The organism is Allobaculum sp. JKK-2023 (genome assembly GCF_034745455.1).
Classification (GTDB): domain Bacteria; phylum Bacillota_I; class Bacilli_A; order Erysipelotrichales; family Erysipelotrichaceae; genus Allobaculum.
The window spans coordinates 2,190,069-2,213,427 of record NZ_JAYERV010000003.1; the positions used below are offsets into that span (position 1 = coordinate 2,190,069).

The 23,359-nt window shown below is 46.8% G+C and carries 19 protein-coding genes and 2 pseudogenes; 14 read left to right on the forward strand and 7 right to left on the reverse strand.

All coding sequences use genetic code 11. From position 1 onward, the window contains the following. Positions 1 to 174: 174 nt before the first annotated feature. Entirely contained in the window at positions 175 to 1,533 is a 1,359-nt protein-coding gene (locus U4956_RS08800) for an MATE family efflux transporter (protein ID WP_323090239.1), read from the reverse strand. Then, on the reverse strand, positions 1,530 to 2,249 hold the full coding sequence (locus tag U4956_RS08805) for an HAD family hydrolase (protein WP_323090240.1): 720 nt from the start codon (positions 2,247 to 2,249) through the stop codon (positions 1,530 to 1,532). Before U4956_RS08805 ends, U4956_RS08800 begins: the two co-directional genes overlap by 4 nt. Positions 2,250 to 2,605: 356 nt before the next feature. On the opposite strand from U4956_RS08805, the gene U4956_RS08810 reads away from it, so the two are divergent. From U4956_RS08810 to U4956_RS08820, 3 genes are all read left to right on the forward strand, one after another. Continuing rightward, positions 2,606 to 3,484, forward strand: a complete 879-nt coding sequence (locus U4956_RS08810; RefSeq protein ID WP_323090241.1) for a DUF1848 domain-containing protein — start codon at positions 2,606 to 2,608, stop codon at positions 3,482 to 3,484. A gap of 608 nt (positions 3,485 to 4,092) precedes the next feature. Beyond that, entirely contained in the window at positions 4,093 to 6,960 is a 2,868-nt protein-coding gene (locus tag U4956_RS08815) for a TOTE conflict system archaeo-eukaryotic primase domain-containing protein (protein WP_323090242.1), read from the forward strand. A 111-nt stretch (positions 6,961 to 7,071) separates the two neighbouring features. Continuing rightward, positions 7,072 to 7,935 (forward strand): UPF0158 family protein, encoded by an 864-nt coding sequence (locus U4956_RS08820; RefSeq protein ID WP_323090244.1) that lies wholly within the window; start codon positions 7,072 to 7,074, stop codon positions 7,933 to 7,935. Positions 7,936 to 8,127: 192 nt separating this feature from the next. On the opposite strand, the pseudogene U4956_RS08825 reads toward U4956_RS08820, so the two are convergent. Further along, positions 8,128 to 8,313: pseudogene (locus U4956_RS08825) on the reverse strand (winged helix-turn-helix transcriptional regulator); the annotation flags it as partial. Positions 8,314 to 8,414: 101 nt separating this feature from the next. Between U4956_RS08825 and U4956_RS08830 the strand changes: the two are divergent. Together U4956_RS08830 and U4956_RS08835 are read left to right on the forward strand one after the other, a co-directional pair. Continuing rightward, the gene (locus U4956_RS08830) at positions 8,415 to 9,065 is read left to right on the forward strand and encodes an IS607 family transposase (protein WP_323090245.1); all 651 of its coding nucleotides are present in this window, start codon (positions 8,415 to 8,417) and stop codon (positions 9,063 to 9,065) included. Next, positions 9,025 to 10,233, forward strand: coding sequence for a transposase (locus U4956_RS08835; protein WP_323090246.1), 1,209 nt, complete (start codon positions 9,025 to 9,027; stop codon positions 10,231 to 10,233). Before U4956_RS08830 ends, U4956_RS08835 begins: the two co-directional genes overlap by 41 nt. A 348-nt stretch (positions 10,234 to 10,581) precedes the next feature. On the opposite strand, the gene U4956_RS08840 is transcribed toward U4956_RS08835, so the two are convergent. After that, positions 10,582 to 10,782, reverse strand: a complete 201-nt coding sequence (locus U4956_RS08840; RefSeq protein ID WP_323091490.1) for a winged helix-turn-helix transcriptional regulator — start codon at positions 10,780 to 10,782, stop codon at positions 10,582 to 10,584. Here U4956_RS08840 and U4956_RS08845 point away from each other — a divergent pair. Then, positions 10,707 to 10,913, forward strand: coding sequence for a hypothetical protein (locus tag U4956_RS08845; RefSeq protein WP_323090247.1), 207 nt, complete (start codon positions 10,707 to 10,709; stop codon positions 10,911 to 10,913). The genes U4956_RS08840 and U4956_RS08845 overlap by 76 nt on opposite strands. 910 nt (positions 10,914 to 11,823) lie before the next feature. On the opposite strand, the gene U4956_RS08850 is transcribed toward U4956_RS08845, so the two are convergent. After that, entirely contained in the window at positions 11,824 to 12,195 is a 372-nt protein-coding gene (locus U4956_RS08850; RefSeq protein WP_323090249.1) for a hypothetical protein, read from the reverse strand. A gap of 319 nt (positions 12,196 to 12,514) precedes the next feature. Here U4956_RS08850 and U4956_RS08855 point away from each other — a divergent pair, with 319 nt between their 5' ends. The 4 genes from U4956_RS08855 to U4956_RS08870 all read left to right on the forward strand — a co-directional run bounded on the left by U4956_RS08855 (position 12,515) and on the right by U4956_RS08870 (position 16,469). Beyond that, positions 12,515 to 13,042: a tetratricopeptide repeat protein gene (locus tag U4956_RS08855; protein ID WP_323090250.1), complete on the forward strand. Its 528-nt coding sequence runs from the start codon at positions 12,515 to 12,517 to the stop codon at positions 13,040 to 13,042. A gap of 217 nt (positions 13,043 to 13,259) precedes the next feature. Further along, the gene (locus U4956_RS08860; RefSeq protein ID WP_323090252.1) at positions 13,260 to 13,988 is read left to right on the forward strand and encodes an AzlC family ABC transporter permease; all 729 of its coding nucleotides are present in this window, start codon (positions 13,260 to 13,262) and stop codon (positions 13,986 to 13,988) included. Beyond that, complete coding sequence (locus U4956_RS08865) at positions 13,985 to 14,293, forward strand: AzlD domain-containing protein (protein WP_323090254.1); 309 nt, start codon at positions 13,985 to 13,987, stop codon at positions 14,291 to 14,293. The genes U4956_RS08860 and U4956_RS08865 overlap by 4 nt, the downstream gene beginning before the upstream one ends. A 364-nt stretch (positions 14,294 to 14,657) precedes the next feature. Further along, entirely contained in the window at positions 14,658 to 16,469 is a 1,812-nt protein-coding gene (locus U4956_RS08870; RefSeq protein ID WP_323090257.1) for an MFS transporter, read from the forward strand. Positions 16,470 to 16,662: 193 nt separating this feature from the next. Here U4956_RS08870 and U4956_RS08875 read toward each other — a convergent pair whose 3' ends face one another. Next, a complete protein-coding gene (locus U4956_RS08875; protein ID WP_323090259.1) occupies positions 16,663 to 17,307 on the reverse strand; it encodes a metallophosphoesterase family protein in 645 nt (214 codons plus the stop codon). Then, positions 17,300 to 19,405 (reverse strand): BMP family ABC transporter substrate-binding protein, encoded by a 2,106-nt coding sequence (locus tag U4956_RS08880; RefSeq protein ID WP_323090261.1) that lies wholly within the window; start codon positions 19,403 to 19,405, stop codon positions 17,300 to 17,302. The genes U4956_RS08875 and U4956_RS08880 overlap by 8 nt, the downstream gene beginning before the upstream one ends. 541 nt (positions 19,406 to 19,946) lie before the next feature. Here U4956_RS08880 and U4956_RS08885 point away from each other — a divergent pair. The 4 genes and pseudogenes from U4956_RS08885 to U4956_RS08900 form a co-directional block, all read left to right on the forward strand. Then, complete coding sequence (locus U4956_RS08885; protein ID WP_323090263.1) at positions 19,947 to 20,444, forward strand: hypothetical protein; 498 nt, start codon at positions 19,947 to 19,949, stop codon at positions 20,442 to 20,444. Between the two features lie 1,054 nt (positions 20,445 to 21,498). Beyond that, entirely contained in the window at positions 21,499 to 21,960 is a 462-nt protein-coding gene (locus U4956_RS08890; protein WP_323090265.1) for an Rrf2 family transcriptional regulator, read from the forward strand. A 299-nt stretch (positions 21,961 to 22,259) separates the two neighbouring features. Next, positions 22,260 to 23,069, forward strand: a complete 810-nt coding sequence (locus tag U4956_RS08895; RefSeq protein ID WP_323090267.1) for an MBL fold metallo-hydrolase — start codon at positions 22,260 to 22,262, stop codon at positions 23,067 to 23,069. 118 nt (positions 23,070 to 23,187) lie between these two features. Then, a pseudogene (locus U4956_RS08900) lies at positions 23,188 to 23,343 on the forward strand (phosphoglycerate mutase family protein); the annotation flags it as partial. Positions 23,344 to 23,359 lie beyond the last annotated feature (16 nt).

The window sequence follows — 23,359 nt, forward strand, 5'->3', positions numbered from 1 at the left end:
CAGAAAATTCAGGCCGATCTGCAATCCAGTTTGATCGGATCTTTAGACAGAAGATTGATCCTGCAATGGCAGACTTTCTCTTTCATGGACCGATCAACAGAAAAAACGATCCGGATTCTGTAAAGACAGAGGACGGATCGTTTTGCTTTGTGGCAAAGAAGAAATCGAATGAAATCAGACCAGAGCAGGTCCTTTTTTCCAGGCGTGTTTAAGCCGCCATAAAAAGAGCAGGCCGCGAACATTCAATTCGACATTCATCGCAATCCATGGACCAATCAGTCCCATCCGGGTGCTTAAAAACCAGGCCGCGGGAATCCGTACACACCATATGGACACAAAGTTCAGGCAGGCTGGCCAGATCGTATCGCCTTTGGCGCGCAGAATGCCCGCAATCGCAATCGAAGCGCCATACATGGGTTCCGCAAAGGCTTCAAGTCGCAGGAGTCTGGCTCCCAGCCTCTGGACTTCTACAACGGGAGTGAGCATGGCCATCAGGTTCTGGGAGAGCACAAACATCAAGATGCCCGAGCAGCCCATCATGATCATCGCAATGCGGGTAATGCGCCAGGAAATCTGTCTGGCCAGATCCACGCGGTCGGCTCCAACTGCCTGCCCGACAATCGCCGTGGCCGCTGCGGCACAGCCATAGCCAGGCATGTAACAAAGACTTTCCGCGGTGATCGCAAAACTGTTGGCTGCAATCGAAACTGTACCCAGAGTGCTGACAATCCGGGTGAAAACGACATAATTGGCCCCGGAGATCAATTGCTCAATACTGATGGGGACGCCAATGCGCATTGCGTTTTCAATCGATCCGCGGGTAAAGCGAAAGGAAGATTTTTCTTTGAGATACGGATTTTTCAGATATACCCAGCCCGTCAGAAACACAGCAGCCCAAAAAATTGAAAGCGCCGTTCCTAAAGCCGCGCCAAGCACACCAAGCTGCAGGCCATAAATAAAAAGGGCATTGAACAGGACATCGAGAAAACACATGACAATCTGGACCAGGCCCGGAATTTTGGTATCACCCGCACTTTGCAGCATCTTCACCGCCCAGTCATTGAGCAATGAAAAGGGAAGGCCCAGGCAGAACACCAGCAGATAGAGTCCGGCATCGTGCACGACTTCGGGCTGGCCGCCAAGCCATAGGGGCACCTGGCGGCTGATCAAAGCGCCAAGCAGGGCGATGGGAATGCCCAGAAATAAAACCGCAAGCATCCCTTGTCGGCACAGGGAACTGGCTTTATCCAGTTTTCTGGCCCCGATAGCCTGGGCAGCCTGAACGGAGAAGCCATAGACAATCCCCTGGCAAAGGCCATTGATCAGCCAGGTGGTCGAAGCCACCAGACCGATGGCGGCCGAGGCATTGGTGCCAAGCTGGCCAACCATGCTGGCATCGATCAGCTGCATAATGGTCACTGAAATCTGGGCAAGAATCGCCGGCCACGACAGCAGCAAAATCAGCTTGCACTGCTGGTTGGCGTCTAAGGATTCGTTCTGGCGGATGCGAGCGAGTAAGGCTTCCGAGTTCATTCCTCAAGCTGATCGACATACGCAAGCAGATCAGCCATGGAGCCATGCGGAAAGGTCTCTAAAAGGGAAGAGCTGGTTTTGTTTTCGATCAGATACTCGGTCAGCACAAACAAATCCATGCCAGCGGCAACGGCGCCATAGTCTTCATTGAGGTCGTTTCCAACCATCAGGATTTCTTCTGGTTTCAAACCGAACCGGTCGGCAATTTCCATAAAGTAACGGGGATCGGGCTTGCAGAAGTGGGAGTTTTCATAACTGGTGATCCACTCGAACGCTTCCGGCTTTAATCCGCCCCAGGCCAGCCGCCTGTCGATCGCAATTCTCGGGAAGACCGGATTGGTGGCAAGAATTGTCATCAGTCCTTTTTCTCTGGCTTTTTCAATGACTTCATGGGCCAGCGGAATTTTTGGACAATGCTGCTGGTTCAGGTTGAAGTCCGTTTGATAGTAGTCTTCAAAGTAGGGCATCTTCTCGACAATTTCAGGGCCGTACTGTTCTTTCATAATCTCGAGAAAGGCTTCTTCATTGGTCAAAGCCGGATCATGGCGATTCATGGCCGCCATGCCCCGATAAATCGTCTGAATCAGTGTTTTGGGTTCAAAACCATAAGGGGCCATTGAAGCAGAGAGGGTATTGAGATAGCCCTGAACGAACTCTTCCAGCCTCATTCCCACTAAAGAGCCGTCCAGATCAAAAAACAGAGCTTTTTTCGTCATTTCAGAATTCCTTCCTATTTTGTTACGTCTATTTGGTTTCGCTTCCTGTCCGCTTGAATGTTCTGAACTGATTTTTCGATACTGTACAGGAATGCGTTACTCACCATTATACGACAAGCGGGACTTGAAAAGGCTGTTCCTACAGAATGGCAGCCAGAAGTTTGCCTGAACTGGCAGCTTGACACATCCTGTACGATAGACAAAGACGAACCGGTGCCACTCGACAATTCTGTATCGAAAACAAAAGTCAATTATCGCTGGTGTTTTTGGGCCGGTCAGATGCAGAAATGAATCCGGAAATCGTCTGAAAAACTCTTCCTTCAAAAGGAGAGAAAAATGGATGGAAAGGAGAAAAAATGATTGTCAATGCAAGCAGCCGGACCGATATTCCGGCCTTCTTTTCCACATGGTTTTTAAACCGCCTTAAGGCTGGGTACTTTGACGTGCGCAATCCTTTTGCCAGCCAGATGGTTTCCCGGATTTTTGTTGAGGATATTGATGCCTTCATGTTCTGCACGAAAAATCCGCTGCCGCTGATCGATCATCTTCATGAAATCGAGAAACCGATTTTGATGGATGTCACCATTACGCCCTATCACCAGGATTTTGAACCGAATGTGATCGACAAAAAGAAGATCATTGAAGGGCTTTGGAAGATGAACAGAATTCTGGGCAAGGAAAGTCTGAGTGTGCGCTATGACCCGATTATTTTATCCGATCGATACCCGGTGGAATACCATCTGCGGGCCTTTGAAAAACTGTGTACGCTGGTAGAAGGCTGCGTTGAATCCATCTCTGTCTCTTTTTTGGACGACTATAAAAATGTCCGTAAAAACGCTCGTGAACTGGCGTTTCACCAGCCCACTCCAGAAGAGTTCGAAGCCATTGGCAAAGGCTTTGCCCAGAGTGCGGCCCGCCATCATCTGCAGGTTTTTACGTGCTGCGAAAAAGGCATTCTCGCAGAGTATGGCATTTTGGAAGGCGGCTGTTTTTCCATGAAGAAAGCCTATGCCATGACGGGAAAAGTCTTTAAAAAGTGGAAAGCCAGGGATTGCGGGTGTGTCGAGATGGCCGATATCGGAGCTTACAATACGTGCAGCCATCTGTGCCGGTACTGCTATGCCAATTACGATGAGAAGGCCATTGCCCGCAATGTTGCCAACCATGATCCTGACTCCTCTTTACTGATCGGCCATCTTGGTCCAGGCGACGAGATTAAGCGCCGTAAACCTTGAGGAAAAGAAAAACAAATGTTCGAAATCATCTGGAAACGATACAATAGAAAGAAAGAAAAACCGAACCATTCGGTTTGATGACAGGAACGACAGGAATAAAGGAAGAAATTGAGCGCGTTTTGCCATCGCGTTCAACCATTGAAAAGCAGAGAAAGGAAAGAGGAAGTGTCATGGATATCAATCAGGAAAAAGACTATCTGCAGGAAATTCAGCATCTTTATAATCTGCTGGAAGCCCATCAGATCCCGGTTAAGAAACCCGAATGGGTGCTTGAAGCGATGAACCGGGTCTTTTCCTCTGCTGCCTATCCTCCACAAACCCATTCTTCTTCCCACCCGGAGAATCATTCTTCTTCCGGGCCGGAGAATCATCCCTCTTCGTGGTCAGAGAATCATTCTTCTTTATGCGCAGATAATCGTTCCTGGCCGGTGCCTCCTTCATTGGAATCTTCGACTTTGAACGATCCAGCGCCATCCTTTGAGCCATTGCAACCTTTTCAATCGGCAGTAAGCGGGGGTTTACCGAAGGGTCAGTCCTCTGTTGCCGAGAAAATGAATGGCGCTTTGCAAGGGAACTCAGCCATCTCTCCTTCTTTCGGGAAAGATCCTTTGACAGAAAAAGAAATTTCCCCAATACCGGCTGTTTCTGCCTCAACCAGGCCCGATCTTGACCTTTTTGCTTCTTATTTCAAAGGGCGGCCGGATCATTTTTACTGCATCGCCAAGTCAGGCGCCATGTATGTTCCGTGTACACGGGATGGAACTTCAATCTGTCCGAAAACCAGTCCTTCTTTTGTCTGGAAGCCAGGTGTTTCTCCTTGCAAGAACTGTAAATACAAGGAAAACCAGATCTTCAACCGCCAGGTGCTCGCTGCCTATTTTTCTGGGCGGCCAGATATTCCTTACAATCAGCTGCGCATCTGCCCATTTTTGGCCAATGGAACGACCTCCCTGATGGTTTTTGATTTTGCCAGACTGGAAGATCTTTCTTTAGAGCGCCAGAAAGGACTTGCCGACAAACTGCAAAAAACCGCTGTCAGTCTGAGGATGGATGGACTGAAGGTCGTGAATGCGGATGGAAAAGCCGTTACGCTCTGGTTCTTTCTGGAACAGCCCATTGAAGCGGCCAAAGTCATTGAACTTGGCCAGATCCTGATTTTAAGAGCGATCGAACAGGAAGCTTTGGATGAGCTGCGGGTATTTGACTGTGTGATCCCCAATAAACTGCCAAACAAACCTGGGGATCCTGGCTGGTCGATGGAACTGCCTTTGCACATGGCAAGCATGAAACAGGGCCGGACTCTCTGGCTGGACGAAAACTGGAACCCGAAAAAGCCTGATGTCTGGACGGTTTTAAAACAGACTTCCAAAATCAGCCTGGCTCGGATCGATCAGCTGATCAAAGGCTCCCGCAAAGAAAATCTGAAAAGCAGACTGGAACTGCGCCTGCCTCAAACAATGGATGAGACCAGCCAATCTGAGAAAGGCTTTGAATATGCCGAAACCCTGTTTGATCCCTATGCTCTTGATGCCTTTCTTTTTGAAAGACAGGACATTGAAGGAAAAATGCAGATCCATTTAACAAGCGGGATTGAAATTGAGACTTCAAATCTTAAAGATGGCCTGCGCATGGCGTTGCTGATGCTTGGCAGCTGCTGGAATCCCGAATATGCAGGAAAGAACACCCGCTTTGTCAGTGGACCGCACGTTCTTTCCAGTGTGCACTTCCAAGGTGATCGGATTGTGCTGCCGCGGGGAAGTTTGCAGGTACTGGTTGAACAGCTTGAGCAGGCCCAGATTGATTTTGAGCTTTCTGACGAAACGATTGCTGGGCCAGCCCTGCCCATGAACTTTGGCGGCGAGCTGCGCGAAGAACAGACTGGTCTGGTCGATGTGTTAGCCCAGGGCCGCTGCGGCATTTTGGAAGCGGCCACCGGAGCGGGGAAAACGGTCATGGGAGCGGCATTGATTGCCGAAAAGAAAACCAGTGCGCTGGTCTTGGTCAATTCCCGGGAAATTCTTTCTGGCTGGGTGCGCACCCTCAATGAATTCCTGGCGTTTGAAGATGAAGAATTCGAACAGTTTAAGATCTCTTCGACGAAATACCCTGGAAAAATCGGCGTTTTGCAGTCTTCGACCAAAGCGCTGACGGGGCGGGTGGATGTGGCGATGATTCCTTCCCTGACCAAACGGGAAGATCTGGACAGCCTGCTTGAACGGTATGGCCTGATCCTTTTTGATGAATGCCATCATGCGGCCAGTCCCGTGGCGCAGACGATTCTGGAAGCGACGAAAGCGCGCTACGTTTATGGCTTTTCGGCTACCCCAAAACGCAATGACGGTCTGTTTGCGAAAGTCTATTGGCAGCTGGGTCCGGTGGTTTCCCAGTTTACCGCCCGCGATCAGATGGCCAGACAGACATTTTCAAGAGCCGTTACCGTTCGCCCAACGCCCTTTAGCGGATATGGAGAAGATCTTGGCGGCGATTTTACCCGGATTACCCAGCAAGCCTCACTCGACCCGGAACGGAATGCCAGAATTCTGGAAGATGTTCTTTGCGCAGTGGACCAGGGAAGAACAGTGCTCGTGCTGACTCGTTTTGTCGAACATGCCCGCATGCTTGCCAGGACTTTGGAAAGCATTGATTCGAGGCTGAATCTGCTGGTCTATGCCGGGGATCCAAAAGAAAAAGCCGCCAACCAGGAAAAACTGCATGAGCTGGCGGGCAAAGATCATGTGGTGCTCGTTGGAACCTATTCGAGTATTGGTGAAGGCTTTGACTTTCCCCCGCTTGATACCTTGATGCTGGCCCTGCCGATCCGTTCTCAGGTTTCGATTTCGCAGGCCATTGGACGCATTCACCGCCAGACGGCTTCGAAAAAACAGGTGCTGGTCTATGACTATCTCGATGAACAGATCCCAATGCTCAATAACATGTACGCAGCCCGCAAACGGGAATATGAAAAACAGGGATATGAATGGACTTTGCCTTTAAAACAGACCCGATCCTTTCCAGAGGTGTGGAAACCGAAAGAATATGCCGGCCAAAAAGCCCTGGCTTCTCTTGGTCAGGATCTTCAGAACGTTCAGGCAAGGGTGGCTTTTGCCACGCGCCAGATTCTGCCAGAAGAAGAAAACCGCCTGTTTGCTCTGCTTGCCCGCTTAGATTCAAGAAACAGAAAGATCCGGGTGGATCTGTTTGTCGAAACCATCGAAAATGATCAGAGTTTTCGCCTGCAAAGCCGGGGCATTCATATCCATGTCCATGAGCGGATCGTGGAAAACTGCCTGATTCTTGACCAGACCATTGTCTGGTATGGCCGTGTCCTTCAGCTTCAGGACAGCACCGATCTGGAAGCGGCTGGATTTGGGGTGTGGCGGCTTGAAAACGCGCAATTTGCAAATGATCTGCTGACGCTGCGCCGTAAGGAAGAACTGAGACTTTTGAAAAAGCAGCAGGATGAAAGAACAGGTTGATGGGTTTTCCGTTTGAAAAAAGCAGCCGAACTTTTATCGGTTGGCCACAAGAGGTTGTTTTTGATGGTTGGAAGACTGATATAATAGGTAGACAACAGGAGAAAATACGCGATGACAATTGATTTAGATGAAATTATTGATGCGATTCAAGGCGGAACCAGCCGGATCGAATACTACCTCAATACACGCAGCGGGGAAATCATTATGCGTGATGATACCTTACCACCCCGGGAACTCAATGATATTGATGATGAAATTGATAAATACTATGATTCCCTGATTCTGATGCCAAATTCCAGAGATGCCGGTGAAGTGCGCATGATGCGCCAGTTCACCTGGGATCTGCCAGAAGGCCAGGCCAAAGAAGCACTGGAAGCAGCGCTCAACAGCGGGAAAGGATTATACCGCCGTTTCAAAACTGTACTGAAAAACTACAACCTTGAAAACATGTGGTACGAATATGAAGACGATCAGTATGTTCAGTTTGCCCGTGAATGGTGTGAAGCCAACGAAATCGCCTTTGAGGAAGTGCCAAAGATCGTTTACCGTCATGCAACCCGCCGGGATGTAGAGCAGCTGATCGCCCTGAAGAAAAAAGAACTGGGTGTTGAAGACGACAGCCTGGATTTTGAACTCAACCGCTATTTCTCTGCCCAGTTACGCAATGGTGCTCTGTACCAGATTGTAGCCTGGTGGAAAAATAAAATTGTTGCCACAGGTGGAATTGCCTGGGTATTTACGCCGCCAACGGTTGAACAGCCAGATGGCCGCATCGGCTTCTTATGCAACTTCTGGATTGAAGAGGAGCTGAAAGGACGCGGCTACGAACAGGAAATCATTCAGCGCCTGCTCGAAGAATCCCGCCGCCGCAAACTGCCAGTCGTCAGAGCCTATGGGATGACCCAGGATCTGATGGAACAAACAGGTTTTGTCAAAGAAGACGATGTTTATCGCACGGTTCTCAAACTGAAATAGAGCGGACCGTTGATTGCTGTAAGCAGATTCCAAAACTGGATTCAAGCTTCCAGTTCGTTAAATTCTGAAAAATAGAGCCTGAGATTTCTGTTTCTTGAAAAAGAAAGGAAATCCCAGGCTTTTTGTGTGGTTAGACATTTGCTCAAAGTTGCTGATGATGGATTCTGTCTGTGGAAAAAACCAACTTTTCCATCAGAGGTTGTGCCGGGCTTTATAGTCAGTCCCCCAGTTTTCCATGGCATCCAGGATCGGTGTTAAAGAAAGGCCGAGTTCAGTCAACGAATATTCGACGCGGGGCGGAACTTCGGCATAGACCTTGCGGTGAACAAGGCCATCTTCTTCCATGGCGCGAAGGGAAGAGGTCAGAACTTTCTGGGCATTTAACAGTTATAAGTAATATTATAAATTCTTTTATTTAATATAAAAATATATAGACTTTCGGCTATGAAATCGATATCATAATAGCGGAGATGATGCTTATGGCCCTGATGAAAATCGGTGAATTTGCCAAAGAACTGGGCGTGTCTGTACAGCAGCTCAGAATTCTGGATAAGAACGGAATTCTCAAGCCGGCTGTCACTTCCCCAAAAGGGACCCGCTATTATTCCGAAGATCAGCTTTATCAATACAAACATCAAAATCGTCCAACCAGAATAGTCGTCGGTTACTGCCGGGTCAGTACGAACGGCCAGAAGAATGATCTGGAAACTCAGATCTCGAATGTCAAAACATACATGCTTGCCAAAGGCTACAGTTTTGATGTCATCAGTGATATTGGTTCCGGAATCAACTACAAAAAGAAGGGCCTCCAGAAGCTGATGAAGATGATCTCCAGTAACGAGGTTGATAAGGTTGTTGTGCTGTATAAGGACCGTCTGATGCGGTTTGGGTATGACATGTTCGCTTATTTCTGTGAACTGAACGATGTAGAAATCGAAATCATCGACCATACGGAAAGAACAGAAGAACAGGAACTGACAGAGGACCTGATCCAGATTGTTACCGACTTTGCAAACCGCCTGTATGGCAAACAATCAAAGAAAACAAAGAAGCTCATCGCTGAAGTAAGCCAAAAGGAGGCTGATCCAGATGATTATGGCGAGGAAGATCCGCCTGCTGCCAACACCTGAGCAGGAAAAACTGTTCTTTAAATCGGCAGGAACAGCCCGCTTTGCCCACAACTACTTTGTGCAAAGAATGAAGGAACATCACGAAGAGACCGGCTTATGGTCCATTAAGGAAGAAGATGTCCGAAAGGAGTTGACGCAGCTCAAAAAGACAAAGGAATACTCATGGCTGAAGGAAGTCGGGGCTAATGTCGTCAAGCAGTCTGTTAAAGATGCCGGAAAAGGACTCACCCGCTTTTTGGAAGGTACCGGCGGGCTTCCAAAGTTTCACAGCCGCAACTGCACAAAACCGTCATTTTATGTCAACTACGAGACCCTGATTAAGACAGAAAACGGATTTCGCGGTGAGAAGATCGGCTTTGTCAGAACAGCCTCACCTCTTCCAGACCTTCCAAAGGGACAGGCTCACTATAGCAACCCAAGAGTCTCCTATGATGGAAAACACTGGTATATCAGTGTCGGCATCGAGGTTCCCGAAGAAAAAGCAGAACTGACTTCTACAGTCCTGGGCATTGACCTGGGAATTAAAGTGCTTGCTTATCTTTCAGACGGAACCTGGTATCCAAACATCAACAAAACCGGACGAGTGCGCAAGCTTGAGCGAAGACTGTTAAGAGAGCAAAGACGCCTGTCCAGAAAAGAACGGGCCAACATCGACCACTATGAGGAAGCCATTGGAAAAGACGGAAAGACTTATCGAAAACCGGTCTATAGAAGAGGGCTGCATGAATGCCGGAACTACCAGAAGCAGAGAAAAGTGGTGGCCGGTGTCCATAAGAAACTCAAAGACCTGAGAACCAATTATGTCCATCAGGTAACAAGGGACATCGTCAATACTCTGCCTAAGGCAATTGTTATGGAAGATTTGAAGGTCCGGAATATGATGAAAAATCATACGCTTGCCAAAGCAATCAGTGAGCAGATGTGGTCAGAGTTTCGAAGACAGATTGAATATAAGGCGAAGATGAAAGGGATCGAAGTTGTCTTTGCTGATCCGTTCTTTCCAAGCTCAAAAACCTGTTCGCACTGTGGAAACGTTAAGAAAGATCTTCAGTTAAAGGACCGGATTTATATCTGTCCGGTCTGCGGCCATGTGATTGACAGAGACTTGAATGCCAGCATGAATCTGGCATACTGCTACATCAATCAGCATGACCTGGTGCAGGAATAAAAGTTCACCAAAAAGAACATCCTGCAAGTACCCTTCGCTATGGGGGAAAGAGAATGCCTGTGGACTGCCATACAAACGCTGTGTAAGCCAGCGGGCGGAAAAACTCCGAAAGGAGAAGAAGCAGGAATCCATCCAGAGCAGACCTGTTTAAGAATTTGCATAAATCCCTGTTTTATGTTTTTGCAGAAATAGCGTGCTGACCTATAACCAAATTATATTTATATCGTTGTTTGATTTTTATAGTTTGAATATAGTCGCTATATATCTGACTTAGGCTAGATTATTGGGAGAGTTACTTTTATGCAGATCCTTAGCAGGTTCAAGCTGGATGGGGGAAGATATCTGTAACTATCGAGCAGAAATATTAGATAGTTGTAGATATTTAGTAGCGGAAACCGAACCAATCGAGCGCTGCAGCTGGCCAAAGCGCAAGGTGCCCTGACGCAGGTCTCTTAAAATGAGAACTTTCCATTTTGAATCAATGGGTGTATATTTCTCCAGCGGCTGATTTCCAGGCTGATGGAGAAGAAACAGGAAAAATTCTCGAATTTGACGACCATTTCATGGTGAATAAAGATGGCCAGAGCTTCATCAGCTACAAAGATTATGCAAAAGCGTTCGTAAATGAAGTGTTGAATGGTACACATCATAACGAACAGATTAGTTATTTGGCTGCTTAGGATGATTTAGGAAGGTGAATGCGTTCTCGAACAACGGATCTTTCTTTTCAGTCTTTTATGGCTTCGGATTGTTGATGATGAGCTTGGTTCCTGGCAAATGCCAGAAAACAAAGATTTGAAGCATACTTCTGATCTACGAGTTATCCGCGAAAATTTTTCGCCATACACAGTTAAAAACAAAACAGCGCTGCCCATTTGCGTAAAGGCAATGGACAGCGCTGTTTCTTTGTAAAAAGACGACTGAAAAAAGAAGGATGAATGGAGAATAGTTCGGCAGGGCGCCAGAGTTTCTTATTCTTTATAGGCATATTTTCTGTTTCGCGTTGATCCCTCCACCTGAATCTGACCATTATGGATCAGCTGAGTAAGCGCTTTTGAAATCTGGTATTTGTTCAGGCTGGTAGCCGCCATAATTTCTGCCCGGGAAAGAGAACCGGAATCATGGTTCTGTAAAACTTACAGAATTTGTTTCTGCACAGGCGTGAGAACTTCCAGGCCCTTTACGACAGGAAGGATCACATACAGAGAGTTGTCTGTGATCTCAAAGGAAGGTTTCTCATTCGAATCGATCGAATTATGACAATCTGACTCATTCGAATGATGATTTCTCTGATGCAAGATCCACTCAGACTCCAGTGCATGTTTCCAGAGAGATCTGGATTCAACGATTACTAAAGGTCAGGCAAAAGAGAAAAAGAGGATCCTTTTAGCTGCCTGCGGCAGAAAGGATCCTCTTTGATGTTTTATGGACGGATTCAATCCAGGTTCAGAGTCCAGAAATAGAACACAGATAGAGTCTGGTTCAGTTCATTAGATTCTGGATTTGGATTACGAATTCTTTTATCTGTGTGAATGTCCAAAGATGGGAACTTCAGGCGATGAAATGCCTGGTTACACACGACAGGCTGGCTTAATGATTGCAGCCGCCGTGTCCGCCACAGCAGCCATGATCTTCATCATGATCCTGTCCATGTCCACCGCAGCATTCGTGATCATCTCCATGATCATGTCCGCCGCATCCGCAGACAGGGTTAAAGACAACCAGTTCACCATCCTGTAAATCAATGATGACCTCTTTAACGGCTTCTCTGGCCTGTGGATCGTCAGCTAAAATCATGACGCCGTCTACATTTTCTGGTTTATCGTTTTCGTCGAAACGGACCATCTGGAATGCTGGGCTTACACCGCAGCAAGTCTGCTGTAACACAACTTCCAGACCATCAGCACCGTTATCCGACAGAAGTTTTTTCAGTTCAGCTAAAGCTGGTTCAGTAATTTTCATGGAAAACTCCTCCAATTCCTACGGTTTCAGTTTACCGATATTTGGCATGGATTCAATTTAATCGACTTCAAAGAATGGACTTGACCACACAAAAGACCTGAGATAAAGAGAGAGACAGACTATATTAAGAAGTAATTAAATATTGTGGCTATTATATGAAAAACCAACTGAAATAGATTGTTTAGAGTATCCTTTTTATTGTTCTACGTCAATGTAAATATCGGATTTTAAAGAAATATACCCAGAAAAGACAGGCATTGATCCTCTTAACGAAATTTTTATGCGTTAGTATGTGAGTAAGAAAAAGGAGGGCTTACAGATGAGTCTTACACTTCGAAACAAGCTCGATGCCCAGGCAAAACTTGGCGATGGACAGACCTGTATGGATCTGTATGAAGCTTACCAGAATGAGAGTGGAAAGCAGGCGGCTGCCGACTGGCTGGAAGAGGCACTGGACTCCAATAGCTCCTCTGCCCAATATATTGCCGGTGTTCTCGATCTCAATGAAGGCCGCATTGAAGAAGGAATTTCGTTTTTAACATTGTCTGCGACCAACGATAATGCTCAGGCGATGAATGTTTTAGGCCAGCTGTATCTTGGAAACGTAGCAGGATTGGAAAATGTTGAATTTGACCTTGAAAAAGGAATGGATTATCTGATTCAGGCTGGCTGCAATGGCTGCACTGATGCTCAGCTCATTCTTGGTAAGTGCTTCTATCTCGGAAAATGGGTGCATAAAGATAATTTGATGTCTACATTATGGCTTGAAAAAGCGGTTAAGCAGGGCTGTCAGGATGCACAGACACTTCTCGACGAGGTTTTGATGACCAGTGTGGTTCTGAATTAGGCCAGCTGCTTTCGATTTTGTTTTCTGTTTTGAAGCTTTACTTTTGTTCTGCTTGATTCAGGGATTGTCTTGGAAAGCAGGAGGGTTCGTTTGGACAACAGACCGGAGCAATCCGGTTTTTTTGTGGGTCTTGGAAATTGGCACAATGCGCATTAAAAAGAACTAAAGCAAAGGAGTCCCGGGCCTGCCTTTTCTGGAGGGCGTTATAATTGGCCGTATGACGGAACATGAATATAAAACGGATCAAAGGTCCCTGTTTCTGGCAGGGATGAAAGCCTCTATTCCCATTGCGCTGGGGTATTTTGCGGTTTCGGCTGCATATGGCATGGCTGCAATCATTGAGGGAATGACGATTACCCAGGCGACAGTGACTTCGTTGATTACCCTGACCAGTGCCGGACAATTTGCGGGCACGACGCTGATTTGCGCTGGCGCTTCACTTGTTGAACTGATTTTGACGCAGCTGATCATCAATGCCCGCTACTTTCTGATGTCGATCTCGCTGGCGCAGAAGACAGCGCTGCATACACCATTATGGAAACGAATGTTGATGGCGTATGGGATTACGGACGAGATTTATGCGGTCGCTATATCCGAAAAGGGAAGACTGCGCTTTGCCTGGATGATGGGCTTGATTGTCGGTCCAGTTGCTGGCTGGACATTGGGAACATGGGCTGGCGGACTGGCCAGTGCAACTTTGCCCACAGATCTGGTCAATTGCCTGGGACTGGCAATGTATGGGATGTTTATTGCGATTTTCATCCCCGCTGCCAAAAAATCCAGACCGGTCTTCTATTGCGTTTTACTGGCATGCGGACTTTCCTGCCTTTTTGCGTGGGCGCCGGCTTTGCAGCTTTTTTCAGGCGGGTATTCCATTATTATCATTACGGTTGTGGTCAGTGCCTTGATGGCGTGGCTGTTTCCAAGATCGGAGGATGAACAATGAGTGCTCTGCATACCTGGACAGGCATTGTCGTCATGGCCTTGGTGACTTATATCATCCGTATGATTCCAATGGCCTTTTTCTCAAAACCGATCCGTTCTCGGTTCTTTCAGTCTTTTCTTTACTATGTCCCTTATGCCGTATTGGCCGCAATGACCTTTCCAGCAGTCTTTTCCAATGACCTGCCGCTGGTTGTCAGTGCCATTGGAGTGCTTGCAGCGATTGTCAGTGCGTATTTTGGAGGAAGTCTTCTGGTGGTGGCAGCAACTGCTGCGGCCGCTGCCTATCTGGCCCAGTTGTTTGTTTAGAAAATAGATAAGAATGCGTAAAAACGTGTAAAGCTGAATCTGCCTTTTCCTTTCCGGGATTGGATTCAGCTTTTTTGGTGTCCAAGGCGAAATATTCTAAGCAGCTGGTTTGGCAAACGGTTTCCAAATCAGATGCCAAGTCTCAATTTCAGGCAGGATTGTTTTCTCATCTTGGTTTTAAGGGGACCCTATGGTTGGGCGGTGTCGGCGGGATGACATAAAAGTGGTGCATCTGGCTTGAAAATTGATTGGAATTCGCTTTCAGGTGGTGATTTGTCCCCGCCAGCAAGGGGTTTTATGGTCCTTATTGCCAGAATCGTTCTGTTTTCTCTTATAATGAAAACTGACAAAGGAGTCTTTTGATATGGAAAAAACAGATAAACTCCACTATATCAAAGTTGCCTGCTCCGCCTGCCTGATGGTGGCAGCGAGCATGGGACTTTGCTTCTATTGCGCTGGAGTCTTCTATCAGCCTGTCGCCGAGGGCCTGTCAATCTCAATTGGGCAGGCTTCAGCCTGTACGACGATTATGCTGATCTGTATGGCGCTGACAACGGTCTTTGTACCGTATCTGCTTCGTAAGGTAAAACTTGAAACCCTTTTATGGATCGGTACGATCCTTGCAGCAGGTTCAGTTCTGTGTATTTCTTTTTGCTTCAACCAATATTTCATGTATTTCTTCTCCATTCCAATGGGCATTGGAGCGGCAATGATCGGCATGGTGCCGGCTACAACCATGATCAACAACTGGTTTGAAAAGAAAAAATCCTGGACGACTTCAATCGTTCTGGCGGCTTCGGCCTTCAGTGCCGCCATTTTTTCGCCCATGATGTCCGCTGCTGTCAGTGCTTTAGGATGGCGCATGGGATTAGTGATTCAGGCCGTTCTCATCCTGATTTTAATGGGTCCTGCCCTTTACTGGCGATGCTCACTTCATCCGGCTGCAGTGGGTCACGTTCCCTATGGACAGGAAGAAGTTTCGCATGAACGTCAGAAAACCCCAAAAGCAATTCTGGTCAGCTTTGCGCTCATTGCGGTTTTCTCGGCAGCTTTAATTGGCCTGCCGATGCATTTCTCCACTCTGGCCACTTCTATGGGCCAGAACACGCTGGCAGGTGCAGTGGCTTTAAGCTGGTGCATGATTGGCAACTTTGTATTTAAACTGCTGGGCGGATTTTTATCCGATAAGCTCAAGCCGGTGCTTTCTTCCGGAATCCTGGATGTCATTGCCCTGGTGGCTACTGCTGGAATCCTGATTTCGATTCTGACCTCTTCAGCAGGCGGCCTGGTCATTCTGGCTTTCTTCTTTGGCAGTGTGTTTGCGCTCAATGAATTGTCGCTGCCATTGCTTGTTTCAAACCGGATGCATCGCAAATACTATGCGACGGTCTATGCCCTGCTTAACTTTGTTTCCACATTGACAACAGCGTTGGCCATCATGACAGTTGGCTTTATCTATGATCGTACGGCTAACTATATCTGGATTTATGTCATTGCGGTTGTTGAAGAAGTCATCATCGCTCTCTTGATCTGGTATCTGATTCATAACGAAAAAGTCGATGATCTGGTCACCAACGAAAAGACCAGAAGCTTTGTGGCCAAACTGCGTGCGGACCGGATCAAGCGTGCCAACGCCCGGGAAGAAAAGGCAGCCCGCCGCAAAGAACAACAGGCGCAGGCGGCCAATGGAAAAACAGACGCAAAAGCTGACGCAAAAACAGAACCTTCCAGCAACCCAAGCTCCGCCCAGGATGGTTCAGATGCGGTATTCAAATCTCAGATGGCTCTGATTGATGCACAGCCTGACTTTGCCCAGGATAAAAAAGGAGCTGCGCCAGCGCAAAGTCCAAAAATGGAAGCGGATATTACCGGAGACTTGGCTTCTGAGACGACCGGAAAGACAGACTTGGCGACTGAAAAAACAGACGCTTCATCTGCTACAGCTGCCCCGGATGCTCCAACGACACCAACTGCACCGGTTTCGTTTTCTTCAGCTGTAAAGCCGGATGTCCAGGGTGACTCTGATAGCCCGAAAGCAGACGAAAAGCCGCCGGTCAAAGCGACCTCGGTTAAGCAGCCTGATTCTTTTGACTTCACTTCGGATCAGCAGCTCGATCAGCAGGCTGAATCGATCCTGCCGGATTTTGATCCTGGAACTTCTGAATTGGAAGACTGACAGGGAAAGATCTGAAAAACAGATACTGGCCATTCAGAGGTAAGTAAAAATGCGAAAAAAAGGAGAACCATTGATTTCGGATGGTTCTCCTTTTTTGAGTGGGACTAAAAGCAGATACAGGGCGTTTTGGGTTCTTGATCGATTCTGAAGCGAGTTTTTCAGCTTGTTTTGATGGCAGATAGATTGCTTCTTTTTAAAGCATTCGATCGGGCAGATCCTGCCCCTTTTCTGGCAGGTCAATGGTCAGCAGATAGCTTTCATAGCCATTGATGACAGTGGTCTGCTCGATCGTATAAATCCGGGGATAATTTCCATAAGCCAGATGCACATGGCCATGGAAAAAGTATTTGGGATGGTAATCATGGATGAGTTTGTTAAAAGCCTCAAATCCGGTATGGCAAAGATCTTTGCCATCATGGTGACCATAGGCAGGGGCATGAGCCACCAGAATATCAAAGCCGTGGGTCTTTTTCAGTTTGAACCAGAGCTTGAACACACGCTTATTCATTTCGCGCTGGGTGTACTGAAAGGGGCCATCTTTATAGCGCATAGATCCGCCAAGCCCTAAAAAGAGCAGGCCATTCCAGCGATAAATGGCATCATCCAGACAAAAACAGCCAAGCGGTGGATTATCGAGGTATTCCGTGTCATGGTTACCGGCGATATAGAGGACATCGCCTTCAAACATCGTGGCGATAAATTCCAGATAGCGCGCTGGCAGATCTCCACAGGAAATAACCAGATCGATTCCATCAAAAGTGTCCTGTTTCCAGTATTGGTAGTAAGCAGGTTTGACTTCATCGGCCAGAAGCAGAATTCTGGCTGTTTTCTTACTCATGCTTTGCACGCGGACTCAGGCTGGCTGCCTGGACACTCTTTTCGAGTTTTTCGGCATCACCGGCCTGAACCGAAGACGAAATGACTTTGACCAGCCCGGAATTGGAAGAGTCAGGATCATCGGCTGGAATTTTCAAGGAGGAGTCAGCCTGAACCGAGTCGGTATATTTTTCTTTTGGTGTCTGTTCACCGGGTTCCAGTTCATCCAGACCGTGGACAGCCACCAGTTTTTCTGCCGATGGAATCAGTTTATCGGATGTCTCATCCGGCAGTTTGCCAATAATATTGCCAACCAGGAAGTCCATCCGGGCCAGATCATTCATGGTAATGGAGGCATTTTCTTTCGCTCCACGTTCTTTGGCATGGATGCCGCCAAAGATAAAGAAACGTTTTTCGGTAATGTCATTTTTTAACAGATCAATCAGACGATGGGTCTCATACGGCAGTTCATCCGAGAAGGAGACATCAATCAGGCCATTGGACAGGCCCAGCCAGTAGTTGATCGAGCCGCCATTTGCGGTTTGCTCATCCGCTTTATAGGTTCGATTCAAAATTGAAGACATGATCCGCGTATAGAAAACGGACCATTTCTGCTGGACAAGCGACAGATTTGAGAATTTTCCAGTGCGTACATCAAACAGGCCAAATCGTTTTCCCTTCCCAATCCGGGTATCAAAGTCCTGGCCAGAGATATAGATCATATCGATATCGAGCGGGAATTCCGTGTTGGTCGGCGTTTCAGTTGTCGACCAGTCCAGATACACTCTTGCCGCCGGCCGAACCATCGCAACACCGATCGCAAACGCATTGATATCGGCAATGGCACCATAAATCGGGTAGTCGGCAATGTAGCCGATTTTACCGGACGTACTCATTGCGGCTGCTGCAATCCCCTGCAAAAACTGGATCTCATAGCCGCGAGTGTAGTAAGAGCGCACGGTGGTTGCTTCCGGGTTCAGGGAGCAGTTGAGGAATTTAATTTTCGGGTACTTCGCGGCATAGCGGTTGGTTGCCTGCAGCATGAGCGGATGGGAAGTAAAAATGACCTGTGCTCCCCAGGCAATGGCTTCCTTGAAGGCGTTGTCGAGGGCTTCTGGCGTATTGTTATTCGGATAAATTTTCACATCTACCCGGCCATCCATATTCACAGCCATCGTCTTAAAGGCTTTATAGTGGGTCAGTGCCCATGAGGAAGACTGAGGATCGCCTTCCTGGATCAAGGCAGCTTTGATTGGCTCCTTCAGCAGGGAAAGCACGGACTTGCGCTCACTCAGTTCGGTTTCCGTCAGTAAAGCAGCTTCTACCACGTCCGGGTAGGATTCAATCTGGGGCAGAATCGGCGTCAGTTCCTTTTCAATCGTTGAATCTGGAATGGCCTGGGAAGGCCGCCAGCCATAAACATCCAGATAAATTAGAAATGCATCCCCATCACTGGCCTGAATCGGGCGGGTGATCAGTTTATTCAGGACGGTAGAAAAGCTGTAGAAGAAAGACAGAATGTTTTTGCGTTCTGTTTCTGTAAAAGGCTGCTCTGAATCAGGATGGAGAATGCGCAGCAGCTTTTTATAGTTGCGGGATTTGGTCATCAAAATGGAGTCAATGCCAGTGAAGTCATAGAAAGCGAGAAAACTCTTGTAGAGTTCACCTTTTTCCATATCATCAGGATTGACAATTAAGTTGATGACGTGGGCACTGATCAGTGGGTTGTTTAAAAATTTCGTGACTGAAACGCGTTTATTGCCTTCTTCGACAAAGTAGCGGCCGAACAGTTCATAGACAAGAATCGGATCGCGCAGTCCTTCGTTGGTCGCATGCTGACAAAGTGTAATCCACTTCGATGCAAATTCAGTCGTGTTATCAAGCAGCGGCATAAAGTTTGCCGCAAAGGATTCGGTACGGCCTTCATGACAGGTGCCGAGAATCTGGTCAGTCAGAATTTCGCGGACACCAAGATCCTTCTTTTTCACCACTTTCATGGATTTGAGATAGTGGTCAAGTACAGGCAGATAGGGATCGGCTCCCTTCGCTTTTTTTTCGTTTAAACAAGCCAGACCTCGTTTGCGGGCCTGATTGTACTGGTCCATAGCGGATGCGGGCATAGTCTCACCTCATTCATCATCAGTCTAACATTGTCAAATTTCTTCCCAATCGAGCAAGCCCATCCAATGAAAGCCAAAACCGACTGTTTTGCTTGGCCCTGAAGAAAGTTGAAGAGGACTCGAAAATGAGACCAAGACAGATAAGGGGCGCACTGGAGTGGACACGATGGCATTCCAAGAGGCGGATTGCTTCTCACTTTCCGTTGTTCATACGAGAGGAAAGGCAGAGCGGAAATCAATCAGAAACGATGTGAGAAACCTTTTTCAGCTGAAACAGTATATTTTTGGTTAAAAAAATCTTCGCCCGCTGCGAAATTTTAATAATGGTCAGCGAATTGTACCAAACAGGACGGATTAACAGCAAAACAGGACGGGCAGAAGTTAATTATGCAGAAAACGCTTACAATATATTGGCAGACAGTGCATGATCACGCCAGACTGCCCCTTTGAGAACTAAAAATCCAGGGACTCGTTCGGTGGAGAGAACCGACTGCACGACTTGATTACTGCATGTTTAAATTCATGGAAAGGGAGATTCATTATGGTTTTAAGTGGAGAGGAAATGCTGCTGCTCGAAAGTCTGATTGGCAAGAAGGCGGAGAAAATTCTGATTCCAATTCCAAAAAATTCTGTAAGCAAGCCAGTCGAAACCGTGCTCGTTCTTTCAAAAGATAAAGGGATTCTGATTGATTCCTGTTACCGACCCCAAAAAGCAATTGAAACACCCGATGGGTATCCGCAGATGCGGGTGCGCCTCATTGAGAAAATTCCTGAATACGCGAATGGAGATGCGATCGCATTGTCAAATACCGGAGAAATTGTACGTTCTATTGAAGTAACAAGTGAGCACATCCTTACCCCGAAAGACACAGCATGCTATACAAAGGCTGTCCATATCGAATTTACTGGACAGCGTGAAATTACCATTACCCGTGAAACCTTCCGCAATCCTTCTTTGCAGGTTTACGAACGGGTGCCGGATCATCCAATCGAGCCAGAATACAATGCTCGTGTAACCCAGACGGTCCAGACTTTCTGACACTGAAAATTTCGTTTCATCCTCATCCCTATCAAAATCCGTTCCAGATCGGATTTTGGAATTCCGGCAGTTCGTCCAGGCTGCCGGGATTTTTTTATGAAAAAACGCAATATTTCCGTAAAAATAAGGATTGCAAACTGTGAGGTATTCAATGCGGGCCAGAGGAGGGAGAAAAATGTTCAGAATGGTTTTCTGATGTCAGGAAATTGAAAGAAATCAAGTCGATAGGAGATTTTCAGTCGAAAAATGTGAAGTGGAAAAAGAGCGTAAAATTCCATCTGAATGACTTTTCAATAGCATCTAAAGTCGATTGGATTTGAATCTTCAAACAAGATTATACATTTTTTGGGCAAAAAATGATAAAAAAGAGGGGTTCCGGTCTAGAATACCCAGTTGCTTATTTACTTCCCAAAGATTATTTTTTATACTCCAAGTGTACCTGAGATTTGCGTTGGGGGACGTGGAGATTGGGTACGGGAATTTTGTAAGGACGGAATACCATAATAATTCATAATAAATTTTGTGCGATCATGTATTCATCTTTTTTCAACTCTGATACCTTCTGATAGATTCATCACTCACGTTTTAAACCGTCCTTATTGTGCGATTAACAGTGAATTCTGCCAGGACAGAGTTCACTGTTGGGAGCCTTCGGGCTCTTTTTTTTATACCGCTCTTTCAGGCAACGATTGAAAACAGGAAACGCACGCAGCCAAAAAAGCAGCAAAAAGATGTCCAGATGCTCTTCGTATGATCTTTAAGTCTCTCTTTTTAAGAGAGAACCGGAACCTTTCAGACTGAAATCAGAATTCTGTTGCCTTAGAAAGCGATAAAGAAAAGGGAAAAAGCGAAAGAGCAGCTTTTCAAAAATTGTGATCTCTGAATGCTTTTTGAGAGGCTGGCTGCCAAATCACTTGCTGATTCAGGCTGATCATGTCAGCGGCCTTATTGAAATCAGTACTCGTCTGGTTAATAATCAAGGCACTGAGAACGTTCCATTCAGAACATTCAATCCACCCAGACTCCATCTTTGAGACTAGAAAAAGGAGGCTTTATGCAGATTTCCAGCCGTTTTACTATCGCCGTTCATATCTGTGCCTGTCTTCATGCTTTTGAAGGCAAATATCGTCTGACCAGCGATTTTCTCGCATCCAGCGTCAATGTCAATCCCGTCATCATTCGCAATATTCTCGCCCAGCTGAAAGTCGCCCGGATTGTGAGCGTCGCCAGAGGATCAGGCGGAGCCTGCCTGATCTGCAACCCTGAAACGACAACTTTACTGGATGTTTATCGCGCAATTGACCCGATCGAAAACAACCAGCTGTTTCATTTCCATGAAAATCCAAATCCAGACTGTCCAGTCGGGCGTTCGATTCATGAAGTACTGGATGCGCATCTGATCAGTGCTCAGAAAGCGATGGAAGAGGATCTGGCGAAAAATACCTTGGCTGATCTCTTTGCTCAAACCGATCAGGCGATTGAAAATCAGGAACAGCAGGAACAGACTTCGCTTTGAAAACCGAAATTGACAAATGAGGCCAAACGTCCACATCTGGACAGGCCTCATTTTTTTGTCTCTGGTTTGAGTTGGATCTTTATTGGATAATGGAGCCACTGAAAAGATATTCAAGAATATCCAGTCAGATGTTTTCGGAAGCTGTCTTTTGAAGGATTGAAGGAATGGATAGAGAAATGTTTTGTTCGAGTCAGCCAGAATTGAGACCAGAATTGACACAGGAAATTCAATTCAGAACCAATAGCTGTCCATCCTTTCCAGCCAGAGCAGTTTCCAATACCACAAGAAAGGGAGACACCATGAAAAGAAGCGCAAAAGGCCAGGCAATGGTCGAAGACACAATCCAGATTCAACCGACTGCTTTTGATAAGCAGGACAAAACCTCAATTTACTGGTTAGGCAACGGCGGAGCCATGATCAACTCTCAGGGAACCGTGATTCTGATTGACCCGCTGCTCAAAGGTTTTGATATGCCGCTTTTGATGAATGAAATGCCGCTTGATCCATTAAAAAGCGGCCATATCGATGCGGTACTGATCACCCATATTGATAATGATCATTATTCCCGTCCAACCTGCACGGATCTTAAAGACAAAACTGATCGCTTCTATGCCCCCAATTATGTGGCAGAAGTTATGGACGAAGAAGGTTATCCTGTCAGCATGAAAACCATCTGGGATGAATTTCCGGTTGGTCAGGTCAATGTGCAGCTGACTCCAGCTTTACACAACTGGCAGAACAACGTCAAAAAATGGCAGTATCGCTATTGGAAACCGGAAGACTATTGCGGCTACTATCTGAATACGCCAGATGGAAAAATCTGGATGCCAGGAGACTCCCAGCTTCTTTGTGAACAGCTGGAAAGGCCGGTCCCGGATGTCATTCTGTTTGATTTTGCGGACAACGCTTCCCATATCACATTGGATGGAGCTGTTGAGCTTGCCAATGCGTATCCCGATTCAGATCTGATTGCGATTCACTGGGGATGTGTGGATGCACCTGAGATGTCCCCATTTAATGGGGATCCTGAAAAACTCCGGGCCAGAATTGTCAATCCAGACCGCCTGAAAGTTCTTGCTCCCGGTGAAGAATACATTCTGAATCAATAAGCCGGATTTAAAAGGAGAAGAGAAGACCAAATCAGTCGTAAAGAAACAGGAAGCCTCACAGAGAAGGCACCAGAGGGAAAGCACGATAGAGAAAGCCGAAAAGAAGAAAGGAAATGGAATGAAACATTTATATCTCATGCGTCATGGACAGACGCTTTTCAATGCTCAGAACAAAATCCAGGGATGGTGCGATTCTCCTTTGACATCCAAGGGAATCGAGCAGGCCAAAGCAGCGAAAAAGATTCTCGATGAACGGATTTTAACAGTTGATTATATTAGGTTTTTAAGGA